The 26,461-nt window shown below is 66.0% G+C and carries 17 protein-coding genes; 10 read left to right on the top strand and 7 right to left on the bottom strand.

Annotated features, from left to right (window positions below; genetic code table 11):
• Positions 1-5: 5 nt before the first annotated feature.
• The gene (locus ACN2C8_RS10980; protein WP_419251782.1) at positions 6-1,100 is read right to left on the bottom strand and encodes an MBL fold metallo-hydrolase; all 1,095 of its coding nucleotides are present in this window, start codon (positions 1,098-1,100) and stop codon (positions 6-8) included.
• A 107-nt stretch (positions 1,101-1,207) separates the two neighbouring features.
• Between ACN2C8_RS10980 and ACN2C8_RS10975 the strand changes: the two genes are divergently transcribed.
• Positions 1,208-2,113, top strand: coding sequence for a haloalkane dehalogenase (locus ACN2C8_RS10975; protein ID WP_419251781.1), 906 nt, complete (start codon positions 1,208-1,210; stop codon positions 2,111-2,113).
• A gap of 167 nt (positions 2,114-2,280) precedes the next feature.
• Here ACN2C8_RS10975 and ACN2C8_RS10970 read toward each other — a convergent pair whose 3' ends face one another.
• Positions 2,281-3,948, bottom strand: a complete 1,668-nt coding sequence (locus ACN2C8_RS10970) for a sulfatase-like hydrolase/transferase (protein WP_419251780.1) — start codon at positions 3,946-3,948, stop codon at positions 2,281-2,283.
• A gap of 120 nt (positions 3,949-4,068) precedes the next feature.
• Here ACN2C8_RS10970 and ACN2C8_RS10965 point away from each other — a divergent pair, with 120 nt between their 5' ends.
• Entirely contained in the window at positions 4,069-4,482 is a 414-nt protein-coding gene (locus ACN2C8_RS10965) for a hypothetical protein (protein WP_419251779.1), read from the top strand.
• On the opposite strand, the gene ACN2C8_RS10960 is transcribed toward ACN2C8_RS10965, so the two are convergent.
• Entirely contained in the window at positions 4,439-5,092 is a 654-nt protein-coding gene (locus ACN2C8_RS10960; RefSeq protein WP_419251778.1) for a 2-hydroxychromene-2-carboxylate isomerase, read from the bottom strand. The two genes, ACN2C8_RS10965 and ACN2C8_RS10960, sit on opposite strands and share 44 nt — an antisense overlap.
• Positions 5,093-5,187: 95 nt before the next feature.
• Between ACN2C8_RS10960 and ACN2C8_RS10955 the strand changes: the two genes are divergently transcribed.
• The 3 genes from ACN2C8_RS10955 to ACN2C8_RS10945 all read left to right on the top strand — a co-directional run bounded on the left by ACN2C8_RS10955 (position 5,188) and on the right by ACN2C8_RS10945 (position 9,194).
• Positions 5,188-6,342, top strand: coding sequence for a glutathione S-transferase family protein (locus ACN2C8_RS10955; RefSeq protein ID WP_419251777.1), 1,155 nt, complete (start codon positions 5,188-5,190; stop codon positions 6,340-6,342).
• Between the two features lie 121 nt (positions 6,343-6,463).
• On the top strand, positions 6,464-6,793 hold the full coding sequence (locus ACN2C8_RS10950; RefSeq protein ID WP_419262185.1) for a hypothetical protein: 330 nt from the start codon (positions 6,464-6,466) through the stop codon (positions 6,791-6,793).
• A gap of 16 nt (positions 6,794-6,809) precedes the next feature.
• Positions 6,810-9,194: an arylsulfatase gene (locus ACN2C8_RS10945; protein WP_419251775.1), complete on the top strand. Its 2,385-nt coding sequence runs from the start codon at positions 6,810-6,812 to the stop codon at positions 9,192-9,194.
• Between the two features lie 7 nt (positions 9,195-9,201).
• On the opposite strand, the gene ACN2C8_RS10940 is transcribed toward ACN2C8_RS10945, so the two are convergent.
• The 3 genes from ACN2C8_RS10940 to ACN2C8_RS10930 all read right to left on the bottom strand — a co-directional run bounded on the left by ACN2C8_RS10940 (position 9,202) and on the right by ACN2C8_RS10930 (position 14,841).
• Complete coding sequence (locus ACN2C8_RS10940; protein ID WP_419251774.1) at positions 9,202-10,317, bottom strand: hypothetical protein; 1,116 nt, start codon at positions 10,315-10,317, stop codon at positions 9,202-9,204.
• A 141-nt stretch (positions 10,318-10,458) separates the two neighbouring features.
• Positions 10,459-11,976 carry a tryptophan halogenase family protein gene (locus ACN2C8_RS10935; protein ID WP_419251773.1) on the bottom strand — a complete coding sequence of 506 codons (1,518 nt, stop codon included), beginning with the start codon at positions 11,974-11,976 and terminating at the stop codon, positions 10,459-10,461.
• A gap of 96 nt (positions 11,977-12,072) precedes the next feature.
• Positions 12,073-14,841, bottom strand: a complete 2,769-nt coding sequence (locus tag ACN2C8_RS10930) for a TonB-dependent receptor (protein WP_419251772.1) — start codon at positions 14,839-14,841, stop codon at positions 12,073-12,075.
• Positions 14,842-15,153: 312 nt separating this feature from the next.
• Between ACN2C8_RS10930 and ACN2C8_RS10925 the strand changes: the two genes are divergently transcribed.
• Together ACN2C8_RS10925 and ACN2C8_RS10920 are read left to right on the top strand one after the other, a co-directional pair.
• Positions 15,154-16,968: an alpha-amylase family glycosyl hydrolase gene (locus ACN2C8_RS10925; RefSeq protein ID WP_419251771.1), complete on the top strand. Its 1,815-nt coding sequence runs from the start codon at positions 15,154-15,156 to the stop codon at positions 16,966-16,968.
• Positions 16,944-18,587 carry an alpha-glucosidase gene (locus tag ACN2C8_RS10920; RefSeq protein ID WP_419251770.1) on the top strand — a complete coding sequence of 548 codons (1,644 nt, stop codon included), beginning with the start codon at positions 16,944-16,946 and terminating at the stop codon, positions 18,585-18,587. Before ACN2C8_RS10925 ends, ACN2C8_RS10920 begins: the two co-directional genes overlap by 25 nt.
• Positions 18,588-18,699: 112 nt before the next feature.
• On the opposite strand, the gene ACN2C8_RS10915 is transcribed toward ACN2C8_RS10920, so the two are convergent.
• Positions 18,700-19,713: a LacI family DNA-binding transcriptional regulator gene (locus ACN2C8_RS10915; protein ID WP_419251769.1), complete on the bottom strand. Its 1,014-nt coding sequence runs from the start codon at positions 19,711-19,713 to the stop codon at positions 18,700-18,702.
• A 113-nt stretch (positions 19,714-19,826) separates the two neighbouring features.
• Here ACN2C8_RS10915 and ACN2C8_RS10910 point away from each other — a divergent pair, with 113 nt between their 5' ends.
• The 3 genes from ACN2C8_RS10910 to ACN2C8_RS10900 all read left to right on the top strand — a co-directional run bounded on the left by ACN2C8_RS10910 (position 19,827) and on the right by ACN2C8_RS10900 (position 26,243).
• Positions 19,827-21,869 (top strand): glycoside hydrolase family 97 protein, encoded by a 2,043-nt coding sequence (locus tag ACN2C8_RS10910; protein WP_419251768.1) that lies wholly within the window; start codon positions 19,827-19,829, stop codon positions 21,867-21,869.
• 464 nt (positions 21,870-22,333) lie between these two features.
• Entirely contained in the window at positions 22,334-23,863 is a 1,530-nt protein-coding gene (locus ACN2C8_RS10905; protein WP_419251767.1) for an MFS transporter, read from the top strand.
• 28 nt (positions 23,864-23,891) lie between these two features.
• The gene (locus ACN2C8_RS10900) at positions 23,892-26,243 is read left to right on the top strand and encodes a glucan 1,4-alpha-glucosidase (protein WP_419251766.1); all 2,352 of its coding nucleotides are present in this window, start codon (positions 23,892-23,894) and stop codon (positions 26,241-26,243) included.
• Positions 26,244-26,461 lie beyond the last annotated feature (218 nt).

Here is a 26,461-nt window from a genome sequence, read left to right as displayed (position 1 = left end):
CTCGGCTAGCGGAACATCTTGAGGCGATCGCTGACCACGATCTCCTTGGAGCCCGCCGGCAGGCTGACGAAATCGCCGTCGCGGCCGATCTTGATCTTGCCCGGGAAGATCTTGCGCGAGTCGCTCAGGAACGGACCCTCCAGCGCGCCGATCGGCAGGGCCGGGGTGATGTGGGTGAACAGCAGCATGCCCACCTTGTCGCGCTGGGCCAGACCCGCGACCTGCTCTGGCGAGGCGTGATAGCCGGGGATGTCGCTGAAGATCTTGGCCAGCCGCTCGCGGCCCGCCGCCTTGGCCGCCCGCTGTTGGCTGGCGACCAGATTGGGGGCCAGGGCCTCATGCACCAGAAGATCGACGCCCTTCGCGGCCGCCTCGACACGGGGCGACAGGGCGGTGTCGCCGCTGATCACCACGGTGCGGCCCTTGTAGGTGAAGGCGTAGCCGACGGCAGGGCTGACAGGGTCGTGCTTGACGGGGAAGGCGGTGACCTTGAGGTCCGGTTCGTCGATCAGCACCACGTCGGGCTGGTCGGCGGCAGCGGTGAAGGTCAGGGCCTGGCCGCCGAAACCCGAGGGCGGCACGACAGCCGCGCCGTGGTGGCCGGTGCGATAGCCCTGGTCCATACGGTAGGCCGACATGAAGCCTCCGACTATGGGCTCGACGCCCAGCGGACCGTGGACGGGTACGGGGCTGGCCGAGCCGCTGCCGGCCCAGCGCTGCAGCATCAGCTCGCCCAGGCCGTCGATGTGGTCGGAATGGAAGTGGGTCAGGAACACCGCCTCGATCCGGGCGGGTGGCAGGTTCATCAGCGACAGGTTGCGGCTGGCGCCCGAGCCGGCGTCGATGATGAACAGGCGCTTGCCGGCCAGAACCGCCGTGCAGGGACCTGTGCGTTTGGGGTCGGGCAGGGGCCCGCCGGCGCCGCACAGGCCGACATGCAGGCCGTCGGCCAGGCCGTCATCGGGGGCGCGGGCCATGGCCTTCACATAGAGCTTCTCGACCATGGTTTGCGCGATCTGGCCGCGGGCCATCCAGCCGCCCAGTCCGGCCGTGACCACCAGTCCCAACACCGCAAGTCCGACGACTGTCCTGCTTCGCATGGTCGATCCTCCCGTTCGGACGGGCTTGACCCCGTCCCGATGTAGTGACACGCATATTGCCAATATATGTCGCGCGATCAGGCGACGTGTCAACTGGAGGAGTGGGAATGCAGGTTCTGAGGACGCCGGACGACCGGTTCGAGGCTCTGGCCGACTGGCCGTTTGCGCCGCACTACATGACGATCACCGACGCTGACGGCACGGCCCTGCGGCTGCACTATGTAGACGAGGGCCCGCGCGACGGGCCGGTTGTGCTGCTGATGCATGGCGAGCCCTCCTGGGCCTATCTGTACCGCAAGATGATCGCCGGCCTGACAGCGCGCGGCTATCGCGTGGTGGCCCCCGACCTGATCGGCTTCGGGCGTTCCGACAAGCCGGCCGCCCGGACCGACTATACCTTCGAGCGCCACGTCGCCTGGATGAGCGCCTGGCTCACGCAGATCGACCTGAAGGACGCCACCCTGTTCTGCCAGGACTGGGGCGGCCTGATCGGCCTGCGTCTGGTTGCGGCGTTTCCGGAGCGCTTCGCCGCCGTGTGCGCGGGCAATACCGGCCTGCCGGTCGGCACGGGCATGAGCGACGGCTTCAAGGCCTGGCTGGAGTTCAGCCAGAACACGCCGGTCATGCCGATCGGCCTGATCGTCAACATGGGCACGGGTCGTGAACTTTCCGCCGAGGAGATCGCCGCCTATGACGCGCCCTTCCCGGACGAGACCTTCAAGGAAGGCACCCGCCAGTTTCCGACGCTGGTGCCGGTGACGCCCGAGCATGGCTCCGTCGCCCAGAACAAGGTTGCTTGGGAGGTGCTCGAAGCCTTCGACAAGCCGTTCCTGACCGCCTTCAGCGATGGCGACGCCGTGACCAGGGGCGGAGAAGCCATCTTCCAGGCCGGGGTGCCCGGCGCCGCTGGCCAACCTCACGTCATCGTCTCCGGTGGCCACTTCCTGCAGGAAGATTGCCCCGAAGTCCTCACCGAATTGCTCGACGGGCTGGTCCGTCGCGCCCATGCCTGAGGACAACCTCACGCAGGTCAGGAACGCCGGACTGGCCGGCCAGTTGAACAGTCGGACCAAGGACGGCCTCGCCCCTTAAGGGGCGGCCTTATCGGCTCTTTCAGGCAGACAAAAAGCCCCGCCCTTCCGAGAAGGGCGGGGCTTTCTCTTTGACCCCGGCCGGGGGTCTAGTTGTTCCAGTAGATGAACTCGTCCGTCGGCTTGTCTTCAACGTCGAGCGGATGGTCGATGGTGATGGCGCCGCGCAGCAGCGATGGCCAGGTCGGTTTGACGCTGCCCTTGTCGCGATTGACCAGGAGCGCCTTCAGTTCCGCCACCTTGGCTGTATTGGCCGAGGCAAGGTTCTTTTGCTCGGTTGGATCGGCGGCCAGGTCGAACAACCAGAGCTTTTCGCCCTTGCCCTCCGGCAGGGTCAGAACCTGCAGCTTCCAGTCGCCCGCGCGCACCATGCGATAGTCGCCGGAGCGCCAGAACAGCGCCTCATGCGGCCGGGCAGGATTCTTCCCCGTCAGGTGGGGGATCAGGTTGACCCCGTCGATGGGACGATCCGTCGGTACAGCCGCGCCCGCCGCCCCTGCGGCGGTGGCGAACATGTCGATATGGCCAACAGGGCTGGCGAACTTCGCGCCCGCCGGCAGGGCCTTGGGCCAGCGCATATAGTAGGGCACCCGGATGCCGCCCTCGAAGAAGGTGGCTTTCCAGCCGCGATAGGGACTGTTGATCTGCGGTAGGCCCACATAGTGCGCGCCGCCATTGTCGCTGGTGAAGACCACCAGGGTGTTGTCATCCAGACCCTGGTCCTTCAGCGTCTGCAGCACCCGGCCGACATTGCGGTCCAGGTTGCGGATCATGGCCCCATAGACCCGCTGGCGGTGGTCCTTGATCTGGGGCAGGGCGTCGTAGTCGGCCTTGGGCGCCTGCAGCGGCGTGTGCGGCGCGTTGTAGGCCAGGTACATGAAGAACGGCTGGTTCTTGTTGGCCTTGATGCTCTTGATGGCCTCATCCGACAGATAGTCGGTCATGAAGCCCTTGGCCTTCATCATCGGCTGGCCGTTGTACTGCACGGTATAGGGCAGGTTGGCCCACAGGAACTTGTCGATCGGGTCGAAGCTCTGCTTGGAGTTTTCCACGCCCGGATCATTCTCGGGCAGGAACATCGAGGCGCCCGCGATGAAGCCCAGGCTTTCGTCGAAGCCCTGGTCCTCAGGGCGCGAGCCCTTCGAGCCGCCCAAGTGCCATTTGCCCAGATGCACCGTGTGATAGCCCCGGGTCTTCAGCACCTCGGCGATGGTCGTTTCCGAGGCCGGCACCGCCAGTTCGTCCATTGGCGGCATCTCGCCGGCCTGTTCGCGATTGAAGTGCGGCGGGTGCAGGGCGCCGGGCGTGCGGAAGCTGCCGACCAGACGCGAGAAGCCGACCGGGGTCGGGGTGAACTCGAAGCCAAAGCGGGTGGGATAGCGGCCGGTCATCATCGCCGCGCGCGAGGGCGAGCAGGTGGCGTTGCCGGAATAGCCGTTGGTCAGGTCTACGCCCTGTTGGGCGATGGAATCGATATTGGGCGTCTTGACCACGCCGCCGACCCCGCCGCCGTTCAGGCTGACGTCATTGTAGCCCAGGTCGTCAGCCAGGATGAAAATGACGTTGGGCGGCCGCTGGTCGGCCGGTGCGGCAGGCTGAGCGGGGCCTTCCTGCCAGGCGATGGGCTTGTTCTCGGTCCCCTTGGGGACCATCAGCCGCCCAATATGGTAAATCAAGAAGTCGCGGCCGAGCCACGCGCCGGCCAGAACGGCGGCCAGAACCGCCAGAACAATCCCTGCCCACTTCAGAATTCGCATCCCGACTCCCCCTTATCGCCTGACTTTACGGTCGTCCTTGGCAGGGAGTGTATATTGACATTGCGCGTGCCGAAAGATCAGATCGCGTGGTCTTTCCAACCCTTGCCTGAGAGTGATCTGATGCGCTGGATACCGTTGGTGGTGCTGGGCCTTATGGGGCTGATCAATCTGGGACGGGGCGCGATCCATACCTTCACCGCCGATGGCGGCGCCCGTTCGATCGCGGGTCTTGATCTGTCCACAAACCGCGAGACCATAGTGTCGTTTCTGGCGACGCTCGGCCTGGCCCAGATGGCCAAGGGTGTATTCGAACTCTATGTCGTGGCGCGCCGCCGCGATCTGCTGGCCCTGTTTCTGGCCATGCAAACCGTCGATACCCTGCTGGCGGTCGTCAATCTGTACTTCTGGCGCCCCTTGCCCGTCACGGTGCCGGGACAGCCGTTCAACCTTGTTCTGTTATTCGTCCAGATGGCTGCCTTGGCCCTGGCCCTCAGGCGCGCGCCGTCAGGCCCTGCTGGTCCAGCCGCCACTTGAACTGATCGAAGCGGTCCTGTCCAAAAAAGGCCTCGCCGTTAAAGGCGATCATCGGCACCCCGTAATGGCCCGCCGAGCGCTGGGCGACCTGGCTTTCCTCGACGATGGCGGCCAGACGCTCGGCCTCCGTATCGACGGTTCGCATCAGGGCAGCGGCGTCCAGGCCGGCACGCTCGGCGGCACGGGCGATGTGATCACCCTCATGCCAGTTGTCGACCTCGCCGCTCCAGATCACCCGGCTGACCTCGGTCAGGAAGGGCAGGCCGCGCCCCAACTGCGCTGCCACGACGCCCATGTGGGTCAGGCGGTGAATGTGCGGCTGCTCCTTGGGATAGGTGCGGGTGGCGAAGTCCATTTTCACCGGGTCCGGGATCGGCCAGCGGAAGGGCAGGCCCAGGAAGGCCGCCTCGCGGTGGATGTCCTGCATGAAATAGCTGAACCACAACGGGTCGCGGGTTTCGAAAAACTCCGGCGTCCGCACGGCCAGCGGATAGACCGGACGGATGTTGCCGACCACGTCGAACTCGCGCTCCAGCGCGGTCAGGCGGTGGGTGATCATGTACGAATAGGGCGAGCGGAAGGACCAGTAGAGGTCATAGGCCAGGGTCATGGTCTCAACTCCCGCCATCTTGAAATAGTGGCACTGTTAGTGCGATTATATCGGCAAAATAGGCGCGGTCCACCGTTCCTGCAGGGGAGGCGCAAGTGATTTACAAGCTCCATGGCACGCCGGGGTCGCTCTATACCGCCAAGGCGCGGTCCTATCTGATCAAGCAGGGCCTTGATTTCGAGAACTGTTCGGTCGGCGCGGCGAGGTTCCGGGCCGAGATCGTCCCCCAGATCGGCCGCTGGATCATGCCGGTCCTCGAGGCCCCTGACGGCTCCCTGATCCAGGACGGCTCGAACATCATCGAGACCCTTGAAGCGCAGGGCGAGGGGCGCTGGGAAACCTACCCTGATACGCCACGCCACCGCGTGATCGGCCAGATCTTTGAACTGTTCGGCGGTGAGGGCCTGCTGCGGCCGGCCATGCACTACCGCTGGAACTTCGACGACATCAACCAGCCTTTCCTTCAGCGCGACTTCATTGCGACCCTGGCGCCTGGAGCGACCCACGAAGACGGTGAAGCGGTCTATGCCAATGCCAGTCGGCGCATGCGTGCGGCGATGGCGTCATTCGGCGTCAGCGAGGCCTCCATTCCGGCGGTCGAGGCGGCCTATGAGCAGTTTCTCGACCTGTTCGAGGCGCATCTTGAGCATTCGCCCTATCTCCTCGGCGGCAGGCCGACGATCGGCGACTATGGCCTGGTTGGCCCGCTCTATGCGCATCTGGCGCGGGACACCTATCCTGCCGATTTGATGAAACGCCGCGCCTACCGGGTCTGGCGCTGGGTCGAGCGCATGAATGCGCCCGACCTCGACTCCGGCGACTATGGCAGCCCGCCGCCGCAGCTCTTTGCCGATGACGGCGTGCCGCAAAGCCTGATCGATCTCCTGCGGTTTGTCGCCGAGGACTATCTGCCCGATATCAGCGCCCAGGTCGGCTTCGCCCGTCAATGGCTGGAGGCGCGGCCGGATCTGAAAGCGGGGACCAATGGTCTCGCCCGTCCCGGCGACCGGGCCCTGGGCAAGGTCGCTTTTGAATGGCGCGGCACGCCTATTGAGGTCGCGGTCATGCCTTACCGACTGTTCCTGCTGCAAAAAGTCCAGGACGCGGCGGGCGGACCCGGAGAGGCGGAGATTCAGGCCCTGCTGCTGGCCACAGGATTGTCGTCCCTGTTGACCCTGAAAACCCAGCGCCGGGTGGAACGGCAGGGGCATGTGGAGGTCTGGGGTGAGCCTTTGGAAGGCCCCCGATAGCGACGCCTATTGCCAGGTCAATAAAGTGGCAGTTATATTGCCACAATAATTATGACAGGGTGGACCTATGCAAAAACTGACACGAGGCCTGGTTGGCGTTGCGGGCCTTTTGGCCTTGCTCATGGCTGTAGCCTTCTGGATCCGGCCGGCGGAACTGGGCGCCAAGCTAGGTCTCGAGCCGATCGGCGCCCTGGGTCTGGCGTCGATGCGCGCCGACCTGGGAGGCTTCTTTGGCGCCGCAGGCGTCTTTGCCCTGCTGGCGGCGGTCCGTAATCGTGGCGACCTGCTGCTGGTGCCGATCACGCTGCTCGGCATCGCTCTCAGCGGGCGGCTGCTGTCTCTGGCCCTGACCGGCTTTTCGCCGCCCTTGCTCCAGCCGATCGTCGTGGAAGCAGTCCTGCTCGTGATCATGGTCCTGGGCTATCGCGGCCTGGCCCGGCCTCAGGCCTGAGCCTCGGAGACAGATCATGGATGACGACAACAAACCCAAGATCGACCGTCGCTCGCTACTGCTGGGCGCCGGACTGGGCGTGGTTGGAACCGGCGTGGTCGTGGCTGGCGGGGCGGCCCTCAAGTCGGCGACCAGCGGCATCCTCACGCCCAAGGCCGTCGGCAAGGGCAAGGCGGCGAAGATCGGCCTGTCGTTCAAGGACTCGCGGCCTGCCCACGCCGAAGAGGCCAAGGCCCCGGCCGGCGCGCCTAATGTGGTCGTGATCATCCTCGACGATGTCGGGTTCGCCGACCTGGGCTGCTACGGCGGCGAGCTGCAGACCCCGGCCCTGGACGCCCTGGCCGGCAAGGGGCTGCGCTATACCAACTTCCGGACCACGGCCATGTGCTCCTGTACGCGCGCGGCGCTACTGACCGGGCTGAACCACCACTCGGCCGGCATGGGCTGGCTGGCCGATATCGACAGCGGCTATCCCGGCTATCGCGGCGACCTGACCCGCCAGAACGCCACCCTGGCCGAGGTGCTGGTGGAGGCCGGTTGGTCGACCTTCCTGCTGGGCAAGTGGCACGTCAACAACGCCGACCACTCCGGTCCGACGGGCCCGTTCCACAACTGGCCGACCCAGCGGGGCTTCGAGCGGGCCTACTGGTATCAGGGCCACTCCAGCGACCACTTCCATCCCGGCGCGCTCTATGAGGGCACGGCGCAGGTCGAGGCGGGCGGGGAGGGCTATTACCTATCCGACGATCTGGCCCAGCGGGCGGTCACCTATCTGCGCACCCAGCAGCTGATGGCGCCGGACAAGCCGTTCTTCATGCAGCTGGCCTTCGGCGCGGCCCACTCGCCGCTGCAGGCCAAGGCCGCCGACCGCGATCTCTACAACGGCAAGTTCGAGGCCGGCTGGGACGAGATCCGCAGGCAGCGCCTGGAGCGCCAGAAGGCCCTGGGCCTGATGCCTGCCGAGACGCAGCTGCCGCCTCTGTCGCCGGGCGCCAAGCCCTGGGCCGAGCTGACCGCCGACCAGAAGCGGCTCTATGCCCGCTATATGGAGGTCTATGGCGGCATGGTCACCGGCGTCGACCGGGCCATCGGCACGGTCATGGCCGAGCTGGAGGCCATGGGGGTGCGCGAAAACACCCTGGTGGTGGTGTTCTCCGACAACGGCGCCTCGGCCGAGGGCACCGAAACCGGCACGCCCAACCTGTTTGGCCCGGCGTTCGGACGTCCGGCCTCGGAAGCCGAGGCCCTGGCCCTGTACGACACCATGGGCGAGGACGGCACCTTCCCGCACTATCCCATCGGCTGGACCAACGCCTCCGGCACGCCCTATCGGCTCTACAAGCAGAACACCGCCCTGGGCGGCGTCGCCGATCCGCTGATCGTCTCCTGGCCCAAGGGCGTGGACGAGAAGGGCGGGGTGCGAAAGCAGTTCGTGCACGTGGTCGATCTCTACCCGACCCTGCTGGAGGCCTGCGGCGTCAAGCAGCCCGAGCTCTATCGCGGCGAACCGCAAAAGCCGCTGGAAGGCGCCAGTGTCGCCCCGACCTTCGCCTCGCCCAAGGCGGCGACGCGAACCGACCAGTATTACGAGCTGGGCGGCTATCGCGCCTTCCAGGAAGGCGACTGGCGGCTGGTCGCCCAGCACCAGCGCGGACAGCCGTTCGAGGATGACCACTGGGGGCTCTACAACACCGCGTTGGATCCCAACGAGCTGCGCGACGTCTCGGCCGATCATGCCGATGTCGTCGCGCGCCTGAAGGACAAGTGGAACAAGGCCGCCGCCGACCACGACGTCCTGCCGCTGGACGATCGGCCGCTGCTGCTGAAGCTGGTCCAGACGCGCGCCGCCAAGCTGCGCAAGCGCTGGGACATCCGGCCGCCGATCGACCCGATCCCGACGGATGTGTCGCCCATCGTCTGCGGACTTTCCCACACCATCGAACTGGAGCTGTCACGCCCCAATGGCGATGAGGACGGCGTGCTGATCGCCCATGGCTCGATGCCTGCAGGCTATGTACTGTATGTCGACAAGGGCCGGCTGATCTACGAGACCAGCCTTGTGCCCTGGAGCGAGATCATCGCTTCGCCGGCGCGCCTGCCGCGCGGCAACGTCAAGGTGAAGTACCAGCAGACCATGACCTCACGCCCGTTCGAGGGGCGCGGCGCGCTGTTTGTGAATGGCCGCAAGGTGGCTGAACGCAAGTTCGACCGGGTGCTGTTCGCGCCAGGCTATGACGGCTTCTGCGTTGGGGCTGACCACGGCAATCGGGTCTCGCGCGCCTATGAAGGGCCAAACCCCTTCAAGGGCCAGATCCAGCGGGTGCTGATCGACGTGGACACCGCCGCCATGAAGCCGCTGGAGATCATGCGGTTCATGAAGGCGATGAGCATCAGGGTCTGATCCAGGCTTAGAACCGCGAGGGATAGACCTGCTGGGTCTTGCTCTCGTTGTAGGACGAGCCGGGGCAGTCGACCGCATAGCTGCTGGCGTTCTCGCGCAGGTAGGGGCCCTTGCCGCTGAAGCCATTCAGGGCGGCGCAGGACACGGCGGTCTTGTAGTTGACCGAGCCGTCCTCGCTGAGTTCGGCCATGAACTGGTCGAAGGCCAGGTCCATCAGGCCGCGCGTGGCGGCCAGACGACGGGCGCGGCCGGCGACGGCGGTGGTCACCTCGCCATCGGCCGAAACCGGGCGGGCGACCGGGGTCGGACCGGCGGCCGCGCCGGCGGCGGTGATCACGCCGCCCGCCAGCATGGCCTCAAGATCGGTGAAGCGGCCGCTGGCGCTGCCCACCGCAGCGGCCGCGGCGAAGGCCGCGGCGAAGCCTGCCGGGGCGTGGCTGGGGCCGCCAATCCGCGAGGCTTCCAACGCGCCGACCAGGCCGGCATAGGGCGCGTCGGCGATCGAGACGACCAGGTTCTGGTTGACATAATAGCCCAGGGCCAAGCCCTTGAGCGCGCCGCCGACGGGAGCCAGCACGGCGTCCTTTGAGGCCAGCAGCGGACCGCCCAGGGCCGCGCGGGTCATTTCGGGCGTAAAGCCTGTCCACGCGGCGCGATAGCTGGTCTCGACGGTGGATTCCCTGACCAGTTCGCCCGTGCGCCAGCGCACCAGTCGGAAGGTCACGCGGGCCGAGGCCAGCTTGTCGGTTCCCAGCCAGAGGCTGGGTCCGCGCAGTTCGTCGAACCGCACATACAGCATGTATTCGCTGTCCAGCCGGCTGCGGGCCAGCAGGTCGGCGCGATCCAGGTGGCGCGTAAGATTCTCGACCACCTGCACGCGGGTGGGGCGGGTGGTGATGATCGCGCCGCCGTCGAACCAGCGAAACTCCGGCGCGCCCTCGACCGCCTGCAGCGAGACATTTCGGAAGAAGGGCTTGTGCTGGGCCGCCTTGGCGATCGCCACCGGCGGCATGGCCGGCTGGCGCAGGGCCGCGACGTCATCGGCGCTGGCGCAGGCGCTGAGCAGGACCGCGGCGCTGGTCATCGCGAGCAGCGCCTTCAAGGGCTTGGACGTCGTAACCATCGGAGCTCTCCAAAATCGCGCTGGAGCATGCCCTGACAACCTTAATGGGCCATTTCGCCGCGCGCGTCAGGCTAGGGTCAAAAAAGAGCCCCCACCGGGCAGGTCCGGCGGGGGCTTCAGGGGAGCTGAGGAAGGCAAAGGTCAGGCGGCGGGGCGGGAGCCTGTCGCGCAATGGCGCGCGATGAAGTCGGCATGGCTGGGCAGCCCCTCGATCGCGCGGCTCATGATCTGGCGGATATTGGCCAGGTACTCGTCCAACTGCGCATCGGTGACGACCCGGGTCAGCGGATGGGTCGCGGCAGGGACCACGCCCTGGCCGATCAGCACCTGGATCCAGCTGGCCTCCTTGAAGAGGTCGTCTTCCTGGCTGAACAGCCGTCCTGACTGGGCGAATAGGTCAATACGGGCCTTCAGGGTGTCAGGGATGTCCATGGCCTTGCAGGCCCGCCAGAACGGCGTGTCTTCGCGGGTGGTGGCCTTGTAGTGCAGGATCAGGAAGTCGCGGATGTACTCGTATTCCAGCGCGGTCTGCCGGTTGTATTCGTCGATCTCGACGGCGTTGAAGTCACCGTTTGGAAACAGGGCGATCAGGCGGCCCAGAGCCGACTGCACCAGATGGATGCTGGTCGATTCCAGCGGCTCCATGAAGCCGCTGGCCAGGCCCATGGCCACGACGTTCTTGTTCCAGAACCGCTTGCGCTTGCCGGTCGTGAATTTCAGCTGGCGCGGCTCGGCCAGGGGCGCGCCGTCGAGGTTGCGCATCAGCACCTCGGTCGCTTCGGCGGCGCTGATGTGCTCGCTGCAAAATACGTGGCCATTGCCGGTGCGGTGCTGCAGCGGGATGCGCCACTGCCAGCCGGCGTCGCGCGCGGTGGACCGGGTGAAGGGCGTCAGTGGCGTTACCGATGCGCAGGGCACGGCGATGGCGCTGTCCATCGGCAGCCAACTGCGCCAGTCGTCATAGCCGGTGTGCAGCGTCTCCTCGATCAGCAGACCGCGAAAGCCCGAGCAGTCGATGAAGAACTCGCCGCCGACCGTGCGGCCGTCCTGCAGGGTCAGGTTGGTGACGAAGCCCGTCTCTGGGTGTTGGTCGACGCCGACGATGCGGCCCTCGACGCGGCGCACGCCTTGCGCTTCGCTATAGCGGCGCAGGTACTGGGCGTAGAGCGCCGCGTCGAAGTGATAGGCGTGGACCAAGCCCTCCAGATAGCCCCCGCCCGCCGTCTGCAGCCGATCGAACTTGCCGGCGCGTGCGGCCAGGGCGTTCAGCGAATAGTCCCAGAGACTCTCGTCGCGGCCCGCCAGGCGACGGCGCATCCAGTAGTGATGGAAGGGCGCCATGCCCAGCGGCCGACCGACCGGTCCGAAGGCGTGCAGATAGGATTGGCCGACCGTGTGCCAGTCGACGAACTCGATACCCAGCTTGATCGTGCCGTTGGTGGCCGCGAGGAAGTCGTTCTCGTCCAGGCCCAGAAAGCTGTTCAGCAGCTTGATCGCCGGGATGGTGGCTTCGCCGACCCCGACCGTGCCGATCTCGTCGGACTCGACCACGGTGATCGCCACCGTCGGTCCCAGGGCGCGCGAAAGCATGGCGGCGCTCATCCAGCCTGCGGTTCCGCCGCCGACAATGGTCAGGGACTTCAGCCCGCCGTCCGCCATCACTGTTCCGCCCGGTTTGCCCCTGAAGGGGTCTCTCATAAAAAAGCCCCCGCCAGATCGCTCTGGCGGGGGCTGTAGTTGGGGATAGTGGACCGTCTAGTAGCGGTAGGAAACGCCGATCATGTAGGTCGAGCCATACTCTTGATAGTCGATGGTCTGGCGCGGATCGTTGTTGTCGTAGGTCTTGAAGGGCTCGTTGGTGATGTTGTTGGCCTGCAGCAGCAGGGCCATGCCGGTCAACGGGCCGTCGCGGAACTCGTAGCCAATCTGGGCGTCGAGCACCGATTCCGCTTCCACCGTGCGGAAGATCCGCGCGGCGCTCAGGCCGGCGACTTCACCCAGGAACTTGCCGCGATAGCGGTTGCTGACCCGGGCGTTGAAGCCGTTGTTTTCATAGTAGAACGTCGTGTTGACGACCTTCTTGGACAGACCCGGGATGGTGATCGGATCTTGGTTCTTCTCAAGCGAGACTTCGCTGTCGGTGAACGAGCCGCTGACGATCAGACCGAAGTTCTTCAGCGGCTGCCACAGCATGTCGCCCTGGACCGAGGCCGACAGTTCGATGCCGCGGATAAAGCCACCCTCGCCGTTGTCCGGACCGGAAACCAGGCCCTGGGTCGTGCCCAGCGCAGCCTTCTGAGCCGGGCTCAGCAGGAACAGGTAGTCGGAGAAGTCCTTCAGGCTCGACGAGCTGGAGTTGACGAAGTTCGACAGCTCCTTGTGGTAGACCGCCGCCGAGATGTAACCCGAGCGACCGAAGTACTTTTCGACCGACACATCGACGCCGTCGGCGATATAGGGCCGCAGCTTCGGATTGCCGCCGTTGGCGCTGAAGTACGAGGTGTTCGGATCGGTCGAGGTCAGGCGCACGATGTTCTGGTTGAACGACTGGCTGGCGCGCAGTTCGTCCATCCGGGCGCGGGCCAGGGTGCGGGCCGCGCCGACGCGGACATAGAGCTCGTTGCCCATGTCGAAGGTCAGGTTCAGGCTGGGCAGGGCGTAGGTGTAGGTGTCGCCGTCGTCGGTCACGGTCGGATTGGCCGTATCGTTCGGATTGACGGCCACGCCCTTCGAGAACTGATCGGTGCGAACCACCTGCAGGCCGACATTACCGCGAACCGGGATCTCGCCGGCCTGGGTGTCGATGCCGAACTTGGCGTAGGCCACCTGGACGTCTTCGCGAACCGACCAGTTGCGGGTCTGCACGGCCGGGTTCTGGTCGGCGATCAGGGTGTAAACGCCGTTCTTCAGCAGGTAGGTCGGATCATAGGCGAGCATGCCCGAGATGCCGATCATGTCCAGCTTGGCGACGCCGACGATCGCGGCGGTCGGAATGGCGCGGCTGAGCGGAGCGCCCTGGGCGATGCGGCCGCCGAAGGTCAGGAAGCTTTCGTGGACTTCCTTTTCCTTTTCGCGACGGCTGGCGTTGAAGCCGACCTCGACATTGGTGATCGGGCCCCAGGCCAGGTCGTGCTTGGCCGTGAAGCGCGCAGCCGACAGTTCGTCGGTGATGGACGGGGTGTTGTAGAAGCCCGCCTGGGTCAGCGCGCCGCCGGCGGCGCCGCCGCCCCAACCTTGCGGGTCGGTCAGCACGAACAGGTTGGCGTTGGTGTAGTCCAGCGTGGAACGGAACACCGTGCCGCCGCCCGGGGTGGTCGTGAAGCCCAGGGTGTCGGTCGCGCCGACGCCGTTGGGACCCGTGCCCGAATAGGATTCGAAGATCACGTCGGTGCGGTCGGCCGAGGAGTAGCTCAGGTCGGCGACCAGACCCCAGCCGTTGTCGGTCTGGTAGTTGACGTTCCAGCCGGCTGACTTGAGGGTCGTGTCCCGGGTGTTGAGGTCGTTACGCATCACGCCCTTGACGCCCGCGAAGGTGCCCTGGGTGATCAGGCCGGCTTCGGTGGTGCGGGTGGGCTGCAGCGAAGCAGACGACCATTGCAGGGGCAGTTCGATGCCGCGCAGGATCTGCTTTTCCGCGAATTCCGAATAGTACAGGTCCAGCGACGTGCTCAGCTTGTCGTTGGGCTTGTATTCCAGAACGCCGATGACGCCGGTACGCTTGAGGTTGTTGGACTGGTTGTACGGCTTGGCCCCGCCGATCACGCGGTCATTGGCCGCGTTGATGGTCGGATAGCCCCACGCGTTGAAGCGACGGCTCTGGGTCGGGGTCGAGATGTCAGAAACAGCCAGGGCGACGCCGACGGTGTCATTGGCGAACTGGTTGACATAGGTGGCGCTGAAACGGTGGCCGGTGTCCTTGGCGTCCGGGTTCAGCTTGTCTTCGCTGTTCATCTCGTAGCGTGCGTTCGCCGAGAGAATGCGCTTGCCGTACTTCAGGGGGCGGATGGTCTGCAGGTCGGCGGTGCCCGACAGGCCCTGACCGATCAGCGACGCGTCCGGGGTCTTGTAGACCAGAACGCCCGAGAGGATTTCCGACGGATACTGGTCGAACTCGACGCCGCGGTTGTCGCCGGTCGAGACCTGCTCGCGGCCGTTCAGCAGCGTGGACGTGAAGTCGGGGCCAAGGCCGCGGATCGAGATGACTTGGGCGCGGCCGTCGAGGCGCTGCGCGGTCAGGCCGGGCAGGCGGGCCAGGGATTCGGCAATGGAGTTGTCCGGCAGCTTGCCGATGTCTTCGGCCGAGATGGCTTCGACGATCGAGGTCGAGGTCTTCTTGAGCGCGATGGCGTTTTCGATACTGGCGCGAATGCCGGTGACCACGATCTCCTCGACGGCCGTATCCTCGGCGGTCTTGGTGGTGGTTTCCTGGGCCTGAGCCATACCGGCCGAGGCGAACAAGAGCGCCAAGCTGGTCGCTGCGCCGCCCATCAGACGCACGCGGTTGTGCTGAGTTCTTGAGTTCATAGTCTCACCCTCCCTGTATCGGCTCTGCGCGTTTCTGACGCTGCGGTCGGAGCCGTTGTGCAAATTACTGCAAATTAACGCGGTGTAATCAACCCAAAAAAACGCAAACCCTGTCAGAGCGCAAGCCTTGGGAGCCTGTTTCTGGCCGTGGGTGATGTAAAATTGCCTCTTATTCAATGGGGATGCGCCCATTATCCGCTAAGGAATGACGTTGTTGCGATTGACAGCTAGGCAAGGCGGCTGCAAATTTATGCAAATTATTGCAGTGGCCAGGGCCGATAACGGCTCGGTTGCGCGGTTTAGGGGGAAACGATGTCGGCCTGGGGCTCCTGGCGACAACGGCTGGTGGCCATGGCGGCCGGCATGGCTATGACAGGGGGCGCCGGCGTGGCTGGTGCCGCGCCTGAGTCTGCCGTCTATCTGCAGCGCAAGGCTTCCGATGAGGTGATCTATTTTGTTCTGCCGGACCGGTTCGCCAATGGCGATGCGGTCAATGATCGCGGCGATCTGACCGGCGGTCCGCTGGCTACCGGCTTTGATCCGACGCGGGCGGACTTCTATCATGGCGGCGACCTGCAGGGCCTGACCCAGCGCCTCGACTACATCCAGGGCCTGGGCGCGACGGCCGTGTGGCTGGCGCCGATCTTCCGCAACAAGCCGGTGCAGGGATCGCCAGGCCGTGAATCGGCGGCTCACCACGGTTACTGGATTACCGACTTCACCGACGTGGACCCGCATTTTGGCACGCGGGCGCAGTTCAAGGCCTTTGTCGACGCCGCCCATGCGCGCGGGATGAAGGTCTATATGGACATCATCGCCAACCACACCGCCGATGTGATCCAGTACCGCGAGTGTTCGGCCAATGACTGCGGCTATCGCGGCAAGGCCGACTATCCCTACGCCCGGCGCGGCGGGGTGACGGGCGCAGCGATCAATGAGGGCTTCGACGGTCGCGATTTTACCAGGCTGACCCGGCCCGACTACGCCTACAGCCCCTATGTTCCGGCCGACGAGGCGACCGGCAAGACGCCCGCCTGGCTGAACGACCTGGCCTACTATCACAATCGCGGCGACAGCACCTTTGCCGGCGAGAGCTCGCTGGACGGCGACTTCGCCGGGCTGGATGACCTGTTCACCGAGAACCCGCGCGTTGTGCAGGGTTTCATCGACATCTATGGCCAGTGGATCGACGACTTCGGCATCGACGGCTACCGGGTCGACACCGCGCGCCATGTGGCTCCCGCGTTCTGGCGGGCCTTCATCCCGGCCATGCGGGCGCGGGCCAAGGCCAGGGGCATCGAGAACTTTCATATCTTCGGAGAGGTGTTTGACAGCGATGTCGCCACCCTGGCCCGTCACACCCGGGTCGACGGCTTCCCGGCGGTTCTGGATTTTGCCTTCCAGTCCACGGTCACCGAGATCGTGGCGCGCAAGGCCGGCACGGATCGGCTGGCCCGAGTGTTCGCCAGCGACGCGGTCTATGAGGGTGGCGAGGCGACTGCGCTGCAACTGCCCACCTTCCTGGGCAATCACGACATGGGCCGCTTTGGCCACTTCGTGCTGCAGGCCAATCCGGGAATTTCCGACGCCGAACTCCTGGACCGCGTGACCCTGGGCCACGCCCTGATGATGTTCTCGCGCGGTGTGCCCACCATCTACTACGGCGACGAGCAGGGCTTTACCGGCGACGGGGGCTATGCCGACAGTCGCGAGGACATGTTCGCCAGCCAGGTAGCCAGCTACAACGACAACCGGCTGGTCGGGAACACGGCCAAGGCGGCGGCAGACAGTTACCGCACCGACGGGCCGCTCTATCGCCGCATCGCCGACATGGCCAAGATTCGCAGCGGTCATGCCGTCCTGCGCTCGGGTCGTCAGGTGTTGCGGGCCCAGAGCGACAAACCCGGTATCCTGGCCTTCTCGCGGCTTGGCGAGCAGGGCGAATACCTTGTCGTCTACAATACAGGCTCCACGCCGATCACCGCCCAGGTCGAGGTCGAAACGACCTCGCGCGCCTGGCGGTCCGTGCGGGGCGCCTGCGCCGGGACCGCCAGCGCTGCCGGCAGCTATCGGGTCGAGGTCGGCCCGCTGGACTACATGATTTGCGTTTCCGAGGGGCTACAGTGACGGTCAAGGTTCTTTCACGTCCGGCTGTGGAGCCCGCCATGGACGCCGATTGGTGGCGCGGCGCGGTGATCTATCAGATCTATCCGCGCAGTTTCGCCGACTCGAACGGCGATGGCGTCGGCGACCTGCCGGGCATCACCGCGCGCCTGGAGCACATCGCCTCGCTGGGCGTCGACGCCATCTGGCTGTCGCCGTTCTTCAAGTCACCGATGAAGGACTTCGGCTACGACGTTTCGGACTATCTGGACGTGGACCCGATCTTCGGAACCCTGGCCGATTTCGATCGACTGATCGAAAAGGCCCATGGCCTGGGCCTGAAGGTCATCATCGACCAGGTGTTCTCGCACACCTCCGATGAGCACGCCTGGTTCGAGGCCAGCCGTCAGGATCGCACCAATCCGCATGCTGACTGGTATGTCTGGGCCGACGCCAAGCCCGACGGCTCGCCGCCCAGCAACTGGCAGTCGGTGTTCGGCGGCCCGGCCTGGACCTGGGACGCCCGGCGCGGCCAGTACTACATGCACAACTTCCTGGCCTCGCAGCCGCAGCTGAACGTCCATGCGCCGGCCGTTCAGGACGCCCTGCTGGCCAGCGCCAAGTTCTGGATCGACCGTGGCGTTGAAGGCTTCCGTTTCGACGCCATCAACTTCTCGATGCACGATCCGGCCCTGACCGACAATCCGCCCCTGCCGCCCGGCGGCAAGCGCACCCGGCCATTCGACTTCCAGGACAAGATCCACAACCAGAGCCACGCCGACATTCCGGCCTTCCTGAGCCGTCTGCGGGCCCTGACCGACGCCCACGGCGGCCGATTCTCGGTGGCCGAGGTGGGCGGCGACCACGCCGATCGCGAGATGAAGCTGTTCACGGCCGGCGAGGATCGTCTCAACAGCGCCTATGGCTTCCTGTATCTCTATGCCGACCGCCTGACCGCCGAGATGGTGCGCGAAGGCGCGGCGATGTGGATGGGCGGGGACGGCGAGGGCTGGCCCTCCTGGACCTTCTCCAATCACGACGCGCCGCGGGCTGTGTCGCGCTGGGCCGAGGGGCGCGACCGCAAGGCCTTCGCCGAAATGGCGCTGCTGCTGCTGGTGGCGCTGCGGGGCAATGTCTTCGTCTATCAGGGCGAGGAACTGGGCCTGCCCCAGGCCCACGTGCCGTTCGAGCGTCTGCAGGATCCCGAAGCCATCACCAACTGGCCCCAGACCCTGGGTCGCGACGGCGCCCGCACGCCGATGCCGTGGGTTTCGATCGCGCCCAATGCCGGGTTCTCGGCCGTCGAGCCATGGCTGCCCGTCGATCCGGTCCATCTGCCGCTGGCCGTCGACGCCCAGGAAGCCGATCCCGCCTCGACCCTGCATGTGACGCGCCGGCTAATGGCGCTGCGTCGCGCCTATCGCGCTCTGCGGACGGGCGTGGTGAGTTTCGTCGAGACCAATACCCCCCTGCTGATCTTCGAACGCGGGGAGGGGGGCGAGGCGCTGCTCTGCGTGTTCAACCTGGGCCATGAACCCGTCGCCTGGTCGCTGCCGGGCGGCTGGGCTGTGGTCGAGAGCGTCAACCTGACCCAGGACGGGGTTATGCCGGCTTGCGGCGGACTGATGGCGCGGCGGGTCTAGCTTGTCATCCCGGCCCAAGCGCAGCCAAGAGCCGGGACCGTACCAGGCGCATGCACGCACCGTGGTCCCGGGTTTCGGCTTCGCTTCACCCGGGATGACGCGGCTTAAGGGGTCACCCCCCGCAGCTTTCCCGGATGATCAGGTCCGTGGGCACCCGTTCCGACCGGCTGGCCTTTTCGCCACTGGCGTCCAGCAGCTTGGAGACCATCAGACGGCCGGCCTTGGCCGTGTCCTGGGCGATGGTGCTGAGCGCGGGGCTGCTGTAGCGGGCGAAGGGCACGTTGTCGAAACCCACCACCGAGACATCGCCGGGCACCGACAGGCCGGCATGTTTCAGGGCGCGGATGGCGCCCAGGGCGATCAGGTCGGAGGCCGCGACCACGCCGTCGAACGCCACGCCGCGATGGATCAGGGAGTCGATGGCCGCCTCGGCGGACTCGACCTCGAAGTGGGCGGGCACGATCAGGTCGGGATCGATGTTCAGCTTCTGATGCTCCAGCGCGTCCAGATAGCCGCGATGGCGCTGCATGGCTTCCGGGGCCTCGGTGTCGCCCAGGAAGACGATGCGCTTACGACCCAGCCGCGCCAGGTGCAGCGTCGCCCGGCGGCCGCCCATCGGGTTGTCGGAGCCGACCGAGCAATAGTTCTGGTCGGGCAGCTGTGCACCCCAGACCACGAAACGGCCCTCGGTTTCAGCCAGGCGGTTGAAGGCCGCATGCAGCGAGCTCTGGCCCAGAAAGATCACGCCCTCGGCCCGGCTGGTGGTCATGGCTACCGACAGATCCTCGAAATTGGCCGGCGCGATGTGGCTGATCAGCACGTCGCATCCGCGCTCGCTGGCTGCTTCGCCGACACCGGCCAGCAGCTCCAGGAAGAACGGGTCGGACATGCCGCTGTCGCGACCCTGCGGACGGGGCACGACGATGGCGATCGTCGCTTCGGCGCCGATCGGGCCGGCGGGCATGTAGCGGCGGAACGGATAGTCCATCTCGCGCGCCAGCTTCCAGATCGCCTGCTTGGTGCGCTTGTTGACGGCGGGGCTGTCATTCAGCGCCCGCGAGGCGGTCGAGATCGAGACGCCGGCTATCTTGGCCAGGTCTTCCAGTCGGGTGACGCCCTTGCTCATACGATCCGGGCCTCGACTGCAAAATTTGCCGCAAAAGTTTTCATAAGCCTGTTTAGGCGTCGGCAGGGAAGCTTGGCAAGTCCGGGCGCTGCCGACCTTCGTGGAGTTTCCGCATGCTGTTTCGCCTAGCCCTGGCGGCCTTCCTGCTGGTCGCCGCGCCATCCGTGGCGGCGACCTCGGCCCGGATCGCGTCGCCCGACAATGTGCTGTCGGTCGAGGTGACCACCGACGGCGACGGTCGGCCCAGCTATGCGGTGTCGCGTCTGGGCAAGCCGGTGATCGCCCCGTCGCGCCTGGGCTTCATCCTGGTCGACGCGCCCAAGCTGGAGCGCAATCTGGCGCTGGCCGGCGAGGCGAGCAAAAGCTTTGACGAGACCTGGGAGCAGCCCTGGGGCGAGCGCCGGTTCGTGCGCAATCACTATAACGAGCTGCGCGTTACCCTGGCCGAGAAGAACGGCCTGCAGCGCCGCTTCGACGTCGTGTTCCGCGTCTATGACGACGGTATTGGCTTCCGTTACGAGTTCCCCGACCAGACCAACCTGAAGACCGTGAAGATCGGCGAGGAACTGACCGAGTTCAGCCTGGCCGAACCGGCGACGGTCTGGTGGATCCCCGCCTTCGAATGGAACCGCGAGGAATATCTCTATAACCGCACGCGGGCCGAAGAGGTCGGCGACGCCCAGACCCCGATGACGGTGCGCACCGACGATGGCCTGCATATCGCCTTTCACGAGGCGGCTCTGGTCGACTATTCGGGCATGAACCTGACGCGGGTCGAGGGGCGGCGCTTCAAGGCCAACCTGACGCCGGGCATCGGCGGCGCCAAGGTGGAGCGCGCCGCGCCGTTCCCGACGCCCTGGCGGACGCTGCAGATCGCCGACACCGCCGGCGGCCTGGTGACCTCCAACCTGATCCTGAACCTCAATGAACCCAACAAGCTGGGCGACGTCTCGTGGATCAAGCCGATGAAATATGTCGGCGTCTGGTGGGAAATGCACCTGGACAAGAAGACCTGGGCGTCCGGTCCCAAGCACGGCGCGACCACGGAAAACGCCATCAAGCACATCGATTTTGCGGCCAAACACGGCCTGGGCGGCGTGCTGGTTGAGGGCTGGAATGTCGGCTGGGACGGCGACTGGTTCGGCAATGGCCAGGACTTCAGCTTTACGGAGGCCTATCCCGATTTCGACATCAAGCGCGTCACTGATCATGCCCGCGAAAAGGGCGTCGTGCTGATCGGCCACCACGAGACCTCGGCCAATGCGGCGCACTATGAGAGCCAAATGGAGGCCGGGTTCGACCTCTACAAAAAGCTCGGCGTGACCGCCGTGAAGACCGGCTATGTCGCCGACGCCGGCCAGGCCAAGGTGATGGGTCTGGACGGCAAGGTCCACTTCGCCTGGCACGAGGGCCAGGACATGGCCCGGCATCACCTGAAGGTCGTCACCGAGGCGGCCGAGCGCCAGATTGCGATCAATGCCCACGAGCCGATCAAGGACACCGGCCTGCGCCGCACCTATCCCAACTGGATCTCGCGGGAGGGCGCGCGGGGCATGGAGTTCAGCGCCTGGGGCCAGCCCGGCAATCCGCCCGAGCACGAGACCAACCTGATCTTCACCCGCATGCTGGCCGGACCCATGGACTACACGCCGGGCATCTTCGGCATGAAGACCAAGGCCCCAGACGGGGTGGCCACCACCTGGGCCAAGCAGCTGGCGCTGTATGTCACGATCTACAGCCCCATCCAGATGGCGGCCGATCTGCTGGAGAACTATGAGGCCAATCCCAAGCCCTTCAAGTTCATCGAGGACGTGCCCACCGACTGGTCCGAAACCCTGGTGTTGAACGGCGAGATCGGCGACTTCGTCACCATCGCCCGCAAGGACCGCAAGAGCGACGACTGGTATCTGGGGGCGATCAGCGACGAGGAGGGCCGGGTGCTGACCGCGCCGCTGGGCTTCCTGGAGCCTGGCCGCCGCTACAAGGCCCAGATCTATCGCGACGGCGACAAGGCCGACTGGAAGACCGCCCCGCAGGATATCGTCATCGAGGAGCGCGAGGTCGCCAGCACCGACGTGCTGACCCTGCGGTTGGCCCCCGGCGGCGGTCAGGCCATCCGCTTCATGGCGGCCAGCAAGGGCAAGCCGCGGCAATAGGAGCAGCGCGCGGCGCTGCCGGCTTTTAAACACCTCGTCACCCCGGGACGTGTTCCCGGGGCCCTTGGTTCAGCTTCATCGTGAGAGCGTTTTCAGGCTCCGCCCATGCGGCTGACGAATGGGTCCCGGGAACACGTCCCGGGATGACGACCGTTCGAGAGCAGCGCGTAGAGGGGCGTTCTTGAATCAACGTCTCCGCATACGGTCCGTGCCGGAAGCGACTTTGCAAATTCTTGCAAAATACGGGCAAACCTTGAGGCGCTTCAGGGCGCCTGAGCGCGCGAGATCCAGGCAAGTCTAGCCGTAATGGACGTGAAGAGCCCTGGCATTACCCCTGAAATCCCTTGCGATAAGGGAAATCCGGATTGCACGGCGCTATCCGACGTGCGCAAATGCCAGTCGCGAGATGTTATGAAAAAACTTGCGCATCATCGGCACGAACCGATGGGCGGGCGGGGAAGCGAATGACCAAGGCCAAGCTGAGTTTCTTCCAGATCTGGAACATGTGCTTTGGATTCTTCGGGATCCAGATCGGCTTTGGCCTGCAGAACGCCAATACCAGCCGCATCTTCCAGACCCTGGGCGTCGATGTGAACGACCTGGCGATCCTGTGGATCGCCGCCCCGGCCACCGGCCTGCTGGTCCAGCCCATCATCGGCTATTTCAGCGACAAGACCTGGGGCCGGCTGGGGCGCCGGCGACCCTACTTCTTCTGGGGCGCGATTCTGACGACGGCCGCGCTCTTCGTCATGCCCAACTCGCCGACCTTGTGGATCGCGGCCTCGGCGCTGTGGATCATGGACGCCTCGATCAACATCACCATGGAGCCGTTCCGGGCCTTCGTCGGCGACAACCTGCCCGACGAGCAGCGCTCGACGGGCTACGCGATGCAGAGCTTCTTCATCGGCCTGGGCGCGGTGCTGGCCTCGGCCCTGCCGTGGATGCTGACCAACTGGTTCAACGTCGCCAACACCGCGCCGGCCGGCCAGATCCCCGACGCGGTGCGCATCGCCTTCTATGCCGGCGGCGCGGGCCTGCTGCTGGCGGTGATGTGGACGGTGTTCACCACCAAGGAATACAGCCCCGAGCAACTGGCCGCCTTCGAGCGGGCTGATCGCGCCGACCGGATGCAGGACGCCGCCGCCGAGCTCAAGCGCTCGGATCCGTCGATCAATGCCTATGGGCTTCTGGGTTTCGGTGGCCTGCTGAGCGGCCTGGCCCTGGCGGCGCTGGTCTGGTCCCTGCGGCTGGAGAAGGAGCTCTACGTCCTGGCCGGCCTGCTGGCCGCTTTCGGCGTCGCGGGCGTGGTCGGCGCGCGCCTCAAGCGGATGGGGCAGACCGAAAACGGCTTCTCCGAAGTGCTGGAGGACGCCTTTATGATGCCCGCCACCATGCGCCAGCTGGCCGTGGTGCAGTTCTTCTCGTGGTTTGGCCTGTTCGCCATGTGGATCTACACCACGCCCGCCGTGTCGGCCTGGCACTTTCACGCCGTCGACGCGACCTCGAAGGCCTATAACGAGGGCGCTGACTGGGTGGGCGTGCTGTTCGCGGTCTACAATGGCGTTGCGGCCCTGGCGGCCCTGCTGATCCCGACCATGGTTCGGCTGACCAATCGCCGGATCAGCCATGCCGTCTGCCTGACCCTGGGCGCGGCGGGCCTGCTGTCGATCCCGCTGATCCGGGAGCCTGGCCTGCTGTGGATCTCGATGATCGGCGTCGGCTTTGCCTGGAGCTCGATCCTGTCGGCGCCCTATTCGATCCTGGCCGGAGCCCTGCCGGCCCGGAAGATGGGTGTCTATATGGGCATCTTCAATTTCTTCATCGTCATCCCGCAGCTGTTGGCCGCCACCGTGCTGGGCCTGCTGCTGAAGACCTTCTTCAGCGGCCAGGCGATCTTCGCCCTGGTGCTGGGCGCGGCGTCCTTCCTGCTGGCCGCGATCAGCGTCTTCGCCGTCACCGATCCTGATGAGGTTAAGGCGCCCGCGCGCGCCTAGCCGTCCCTCCCTTCACGAGGCTGTCCCCATGCGTATGCTCAAAACCCTGGCCCTGACCACGACCGCCGCCTGCGCGCTGGCGGGCGTCGCGTCCGCCCAGACCGCCCCCGGCGCGCCTGGAGCGCCCTCGACCTGGGCCTATGCGGCCAAGACCGGCGTGGGCGCCGCGTACGAGGCCTATGTCGACGGCGCCTACAAGGACGGCGGCCGGACCGGAACGGTGTCCAAGGTCTGGTTCTCGATCGCCGACGGCGTGCTAACCGAGACCATGTACGGCCTGATCCACGAGGCCCAGATCAAGCAGCTGCGCTTTGCCGTCCAGACCTCGACCGGCCTCGCTGTCGAAGGGACCGACACCGTCGCCAAGACGGAGTATCTGCACGTCGACGCCCAGGGCCGCCCGCTATCGCCGGCCTACAAGGTCACCACCACCGACAAGCAGGGCCGCTTTGTCATCGAGAAGCGGATCTTTACCGACCCGGACCGCCAGAGCCTTTTCCTGCGCGTGACGGTGCGCGCCCTGAAGGGTTCGGTGACGCCCTATCTGCTGCTCGAGCCGCACATGGCCAATACCGGCGCCAATGACGCGGGCGCCGCCGGCAAGACGGCCCTGACGGCCAATGAAGGCGACAAGTTCCTGACCCTGAAGGGCTCAAAGCCCTTCGTTGCCGCCAGCGCGGGCTTCATCGGCGCTTCGGACGGCCTGACCGATCTGAAGGACGGCAAGCTCGACACGCTCTACGCCAGCACTGGCCCCGAGCGCGGCGCGATCATGCTGACGGGTCAGCTTCCGTCCACGGACAATGAAGTCAGCATCGACTACGCCATCGGCTTTGGCCCGACCGCCGCCGCCAGCGCCGCCGCCGCCAACGGTTCGCTGAAGACCGGCTACGTCAAGGTTCTGGCCGGCTACAACAGCGGCTGGGAAGGCTGGCTGACCTCGCTGGCCGAACTGCCCCGCCTGCGCGAAGCGGCCATGGACGGCGGCAAGCTGGTCCAGGCCAGCGCCCTGATGCTGAAGGTGCAGGAAGACCGCACCTATGCCGGCGCCCTGATCGCCTCGCTGTCCAATCCGTGGGGCGACACGGTGGACGCCTCCAAACCCTCGACCGGCTACAAGGCCGTCTGGCCGCGCGACTTCTACCAGTGCGCCATGGCGCTGGCGGCCCTGGGCGACATCCAGACGCCGCTCGCCGCCTTCCACTACCTGCCGACGGTTCAGGTCGGGCCCAAGACCAAGGGCAATACCGGCGCCGGCGGCTGGTTCCTGCAAAAGTCCGAGGTCGACGGCACGCCCGAATGGGTCGGCGTCCAGCTGGACCAGACCGCCATGCCGATCATGCTGGGCTGGAAGCTGTGGAAGCAGGGCTGGCTGCCCGAGGCCGAGCTGAAGACCTATTACGCCAGCATGATCAAGCCGGCCGCCGACTTCCTGGTCGATGGCGGCAAGGTCGGGCTGGGCTGGAACAGCGCCACCATCATCCCTCCGTTCACCCAGCAGGAGCGCTGGGAAGAGCAGGGCGGCTATTCGCCCTCGACCACAGCCGCCGTGATCGCCGGTCTGGTGGTGGCGGGCGAGATCGCCGAGGCCTCGGGCGACGCCGCCTCGGCCGCCCGCTATCGGGCTACGGCCGACGACTATTCGGCCAAGGTCGACAGCCGCATGGTCACGACCAAGGGCTCGCTGGGCGACGGCAAATACTTCCTGCGCCTCAACAGCGATCAGGACCCCGACAACAGGAGCCCCGTTGAAGAGCGCAACGGCCAGCAGGCCGTGCCCGAGGACAGGATGCTGGACGCCGGCTTCCTGGAGTTCGTCCGCTACGGCGTGCGCCCGGCCGACGATCCGGCCATTCTCGCCAGCCTGCCGGAGCTGGACGACGAGTCGATGGAGGATCTCTATCGCGTCCGCTACAGCTTCACCTTCCCGGGCGTGGACGGGACCTTCCCGGGCTGGCGGCGCTATGGCGTCGACGGCTATGGCGAGGACACCAAGACCGGGGCCAATTACGGGGCGGGCGACCAGATGCGTCCGGGCCAGCGCGGCCGGGTCTGGCCGATCTTCACCGGCGAGCGCGGCCACTACGAGATCGCCCGCCTCACCCTGCGCGGCAAGCCCGCGTCGGGGGCGCTGGAGCCCGTGCGCCAGACCTATGTCAGGGCCATTGAGCTGTTCGCCAATGACGGCCTGCTGATCCCCGAACAGGTCTGGGACGGGGTCGGCGCCGACACCGCCCATCCTTATGTGAGGGGCGAGGGCACCGACTCGGCCACGCCCTTGGCCTGGTCGCACGCCGAGTACATCAAGCTGCTGCGCTCTGTGGCCGATGGCGTGGTCTGGGACAGCTACCAGCCGGTCAAGGCGCGATACGCGCGCTAGCCGTTCCAGATCCTCCCTTTCGAATCATGGTCCGCAGGGCCAGAGGGGGCTAGCTCTGCCAAGGCCGAGCCAGCCCCTGCAGCCGCGTTGCGACCGCTCCCTCAGAGGTGGAGCGCCTCCCCGTTCTGGGGGCGTCCAAAACGTCGCACCCGCTCTGGGTTAATGCCGGATTTACGATTCGGGGCCGATGGTCGCGGAGCCTAGGCGATTCCTCGGAG

The organism is Caulobacter sp. ErkDOM-C (assembly GCF_048541825.1).
Classification (GTDB): domain Bacteria; phylum Pseudomonadota; class Alphaproteobacteria; order Caulobacterales; family Caulobacteraceae; genus Caulobacter.
The sequence above is the reverse complement of the archived record's forward strand: the minus strand, read 5'-3'. Positions and strand labels throughout refer to the sequence as shown.

Coding starts and splice junctions, on each gene's coding strand:
- ACN2C8_RS10980 (WP_419251782.1), bottom strand. CDS start 1,100: ATGCGAAGCAGGACAGTCGTCGGACTTGCGGTGTTGGGACTGGTGGTC.
- ACN2C8_RS10975 (WP_419251781.1), top strand. CDS start 1,208: ATGCAGGTTCTGAGGACGCCGGACGACCGGTTCGAGGCTCTGGCCGAC.
- ACN2C8_RS10970 (WP_419251780.1), bottom strand. CDS start 3,948: ATGCGAATTCTGAAGTGGGCAGGGATTGTTCTGGCGGTTCTGGCCGCC.
- ACN2C8_RS10965 (WP_419251779.1), top strand. CDS start 4,069: ATGCGCTGGATACCGTTGGTGGTGCTGGGCCTTATGGGGCTGATCAAT.
- ACN2C8_RS10960 (WP_419251778.1), bottom strand. CDS start 5,092: ATGACCCTGGCCTATGACCTCTACTGGTCCTTCCGCTCGCCCTATTCG.
- ACN2C8_RS10950 (WP_419262185.1), top strand. CDS start 6,464: ATGGCTGTAGCCTTCTGGATCCGGCCGGCGGAACTGGGCGCCAAGCTA.
- ACN2C8_RS10945 (WP_419251775.1), top strand. CDS start 6,810: ATGGATGACGACAACAAACCCAAGATCGACCGTCGCTCGCTACTGCTG.
- ACN2C8_RS10940 (WP_419251774.1), bottom strand. CDS start 10,317: ATGGTTACGACGTCCAAGCCCTTGAAGGCGCTGCTCGCGATGACCAGC.
- ACN2C8_RS10935 (WP_419251773.1), bottom strand. CDS start 11,976: ATGGCGGACGGCGGGCTGAAGTCCCTGACCATTGTCGGCGGCGGAACC.
- ACN2C8_RS10930 (WP_419251772.1), bottom strand. CDS start 14,841: ATGAACTCAAGAACTCAGCACAACCGCGTGCGTCTGATGGGCGGCGCA.
- ACN2C8_RS10925 (WP_419251771.1), top strand. CDS start 15,154: ATGTCGGCCTGGGGCTCCTGGCGACAACGGCTGGTGGCCATGGCGGCC.
- ACN2C8_RS10915 (WP_419251769.1), bottom strand. CDS start 19,713: ATGAGCAAGGGCGTCACCCGACTGGAAGACCTGGCCAAGATAGCCGGC.
- ACN2C8_RS10910 (WP_419251768.1), top strand. CDS start 19,827: ATGCTGTTTCGCCTAGCCCTGGCGGCCTTCCTGCTGGTCGCCGCGCCA.
- ACN2C8_RS10905 (WP_419251767.1), top strand. CDS start 22,334: ATGACCAAGGCCAAGCTGAGTTTCTTCCAGATCTGGAACATGTGCTTT.
- ACN2C8_RS10900 (WP_419251766.1), top strand. CDS start 23,892: ATGCGTATGCTCAAAACCCTGGCCCTGACCACGACCGCCGCCTGCGCG.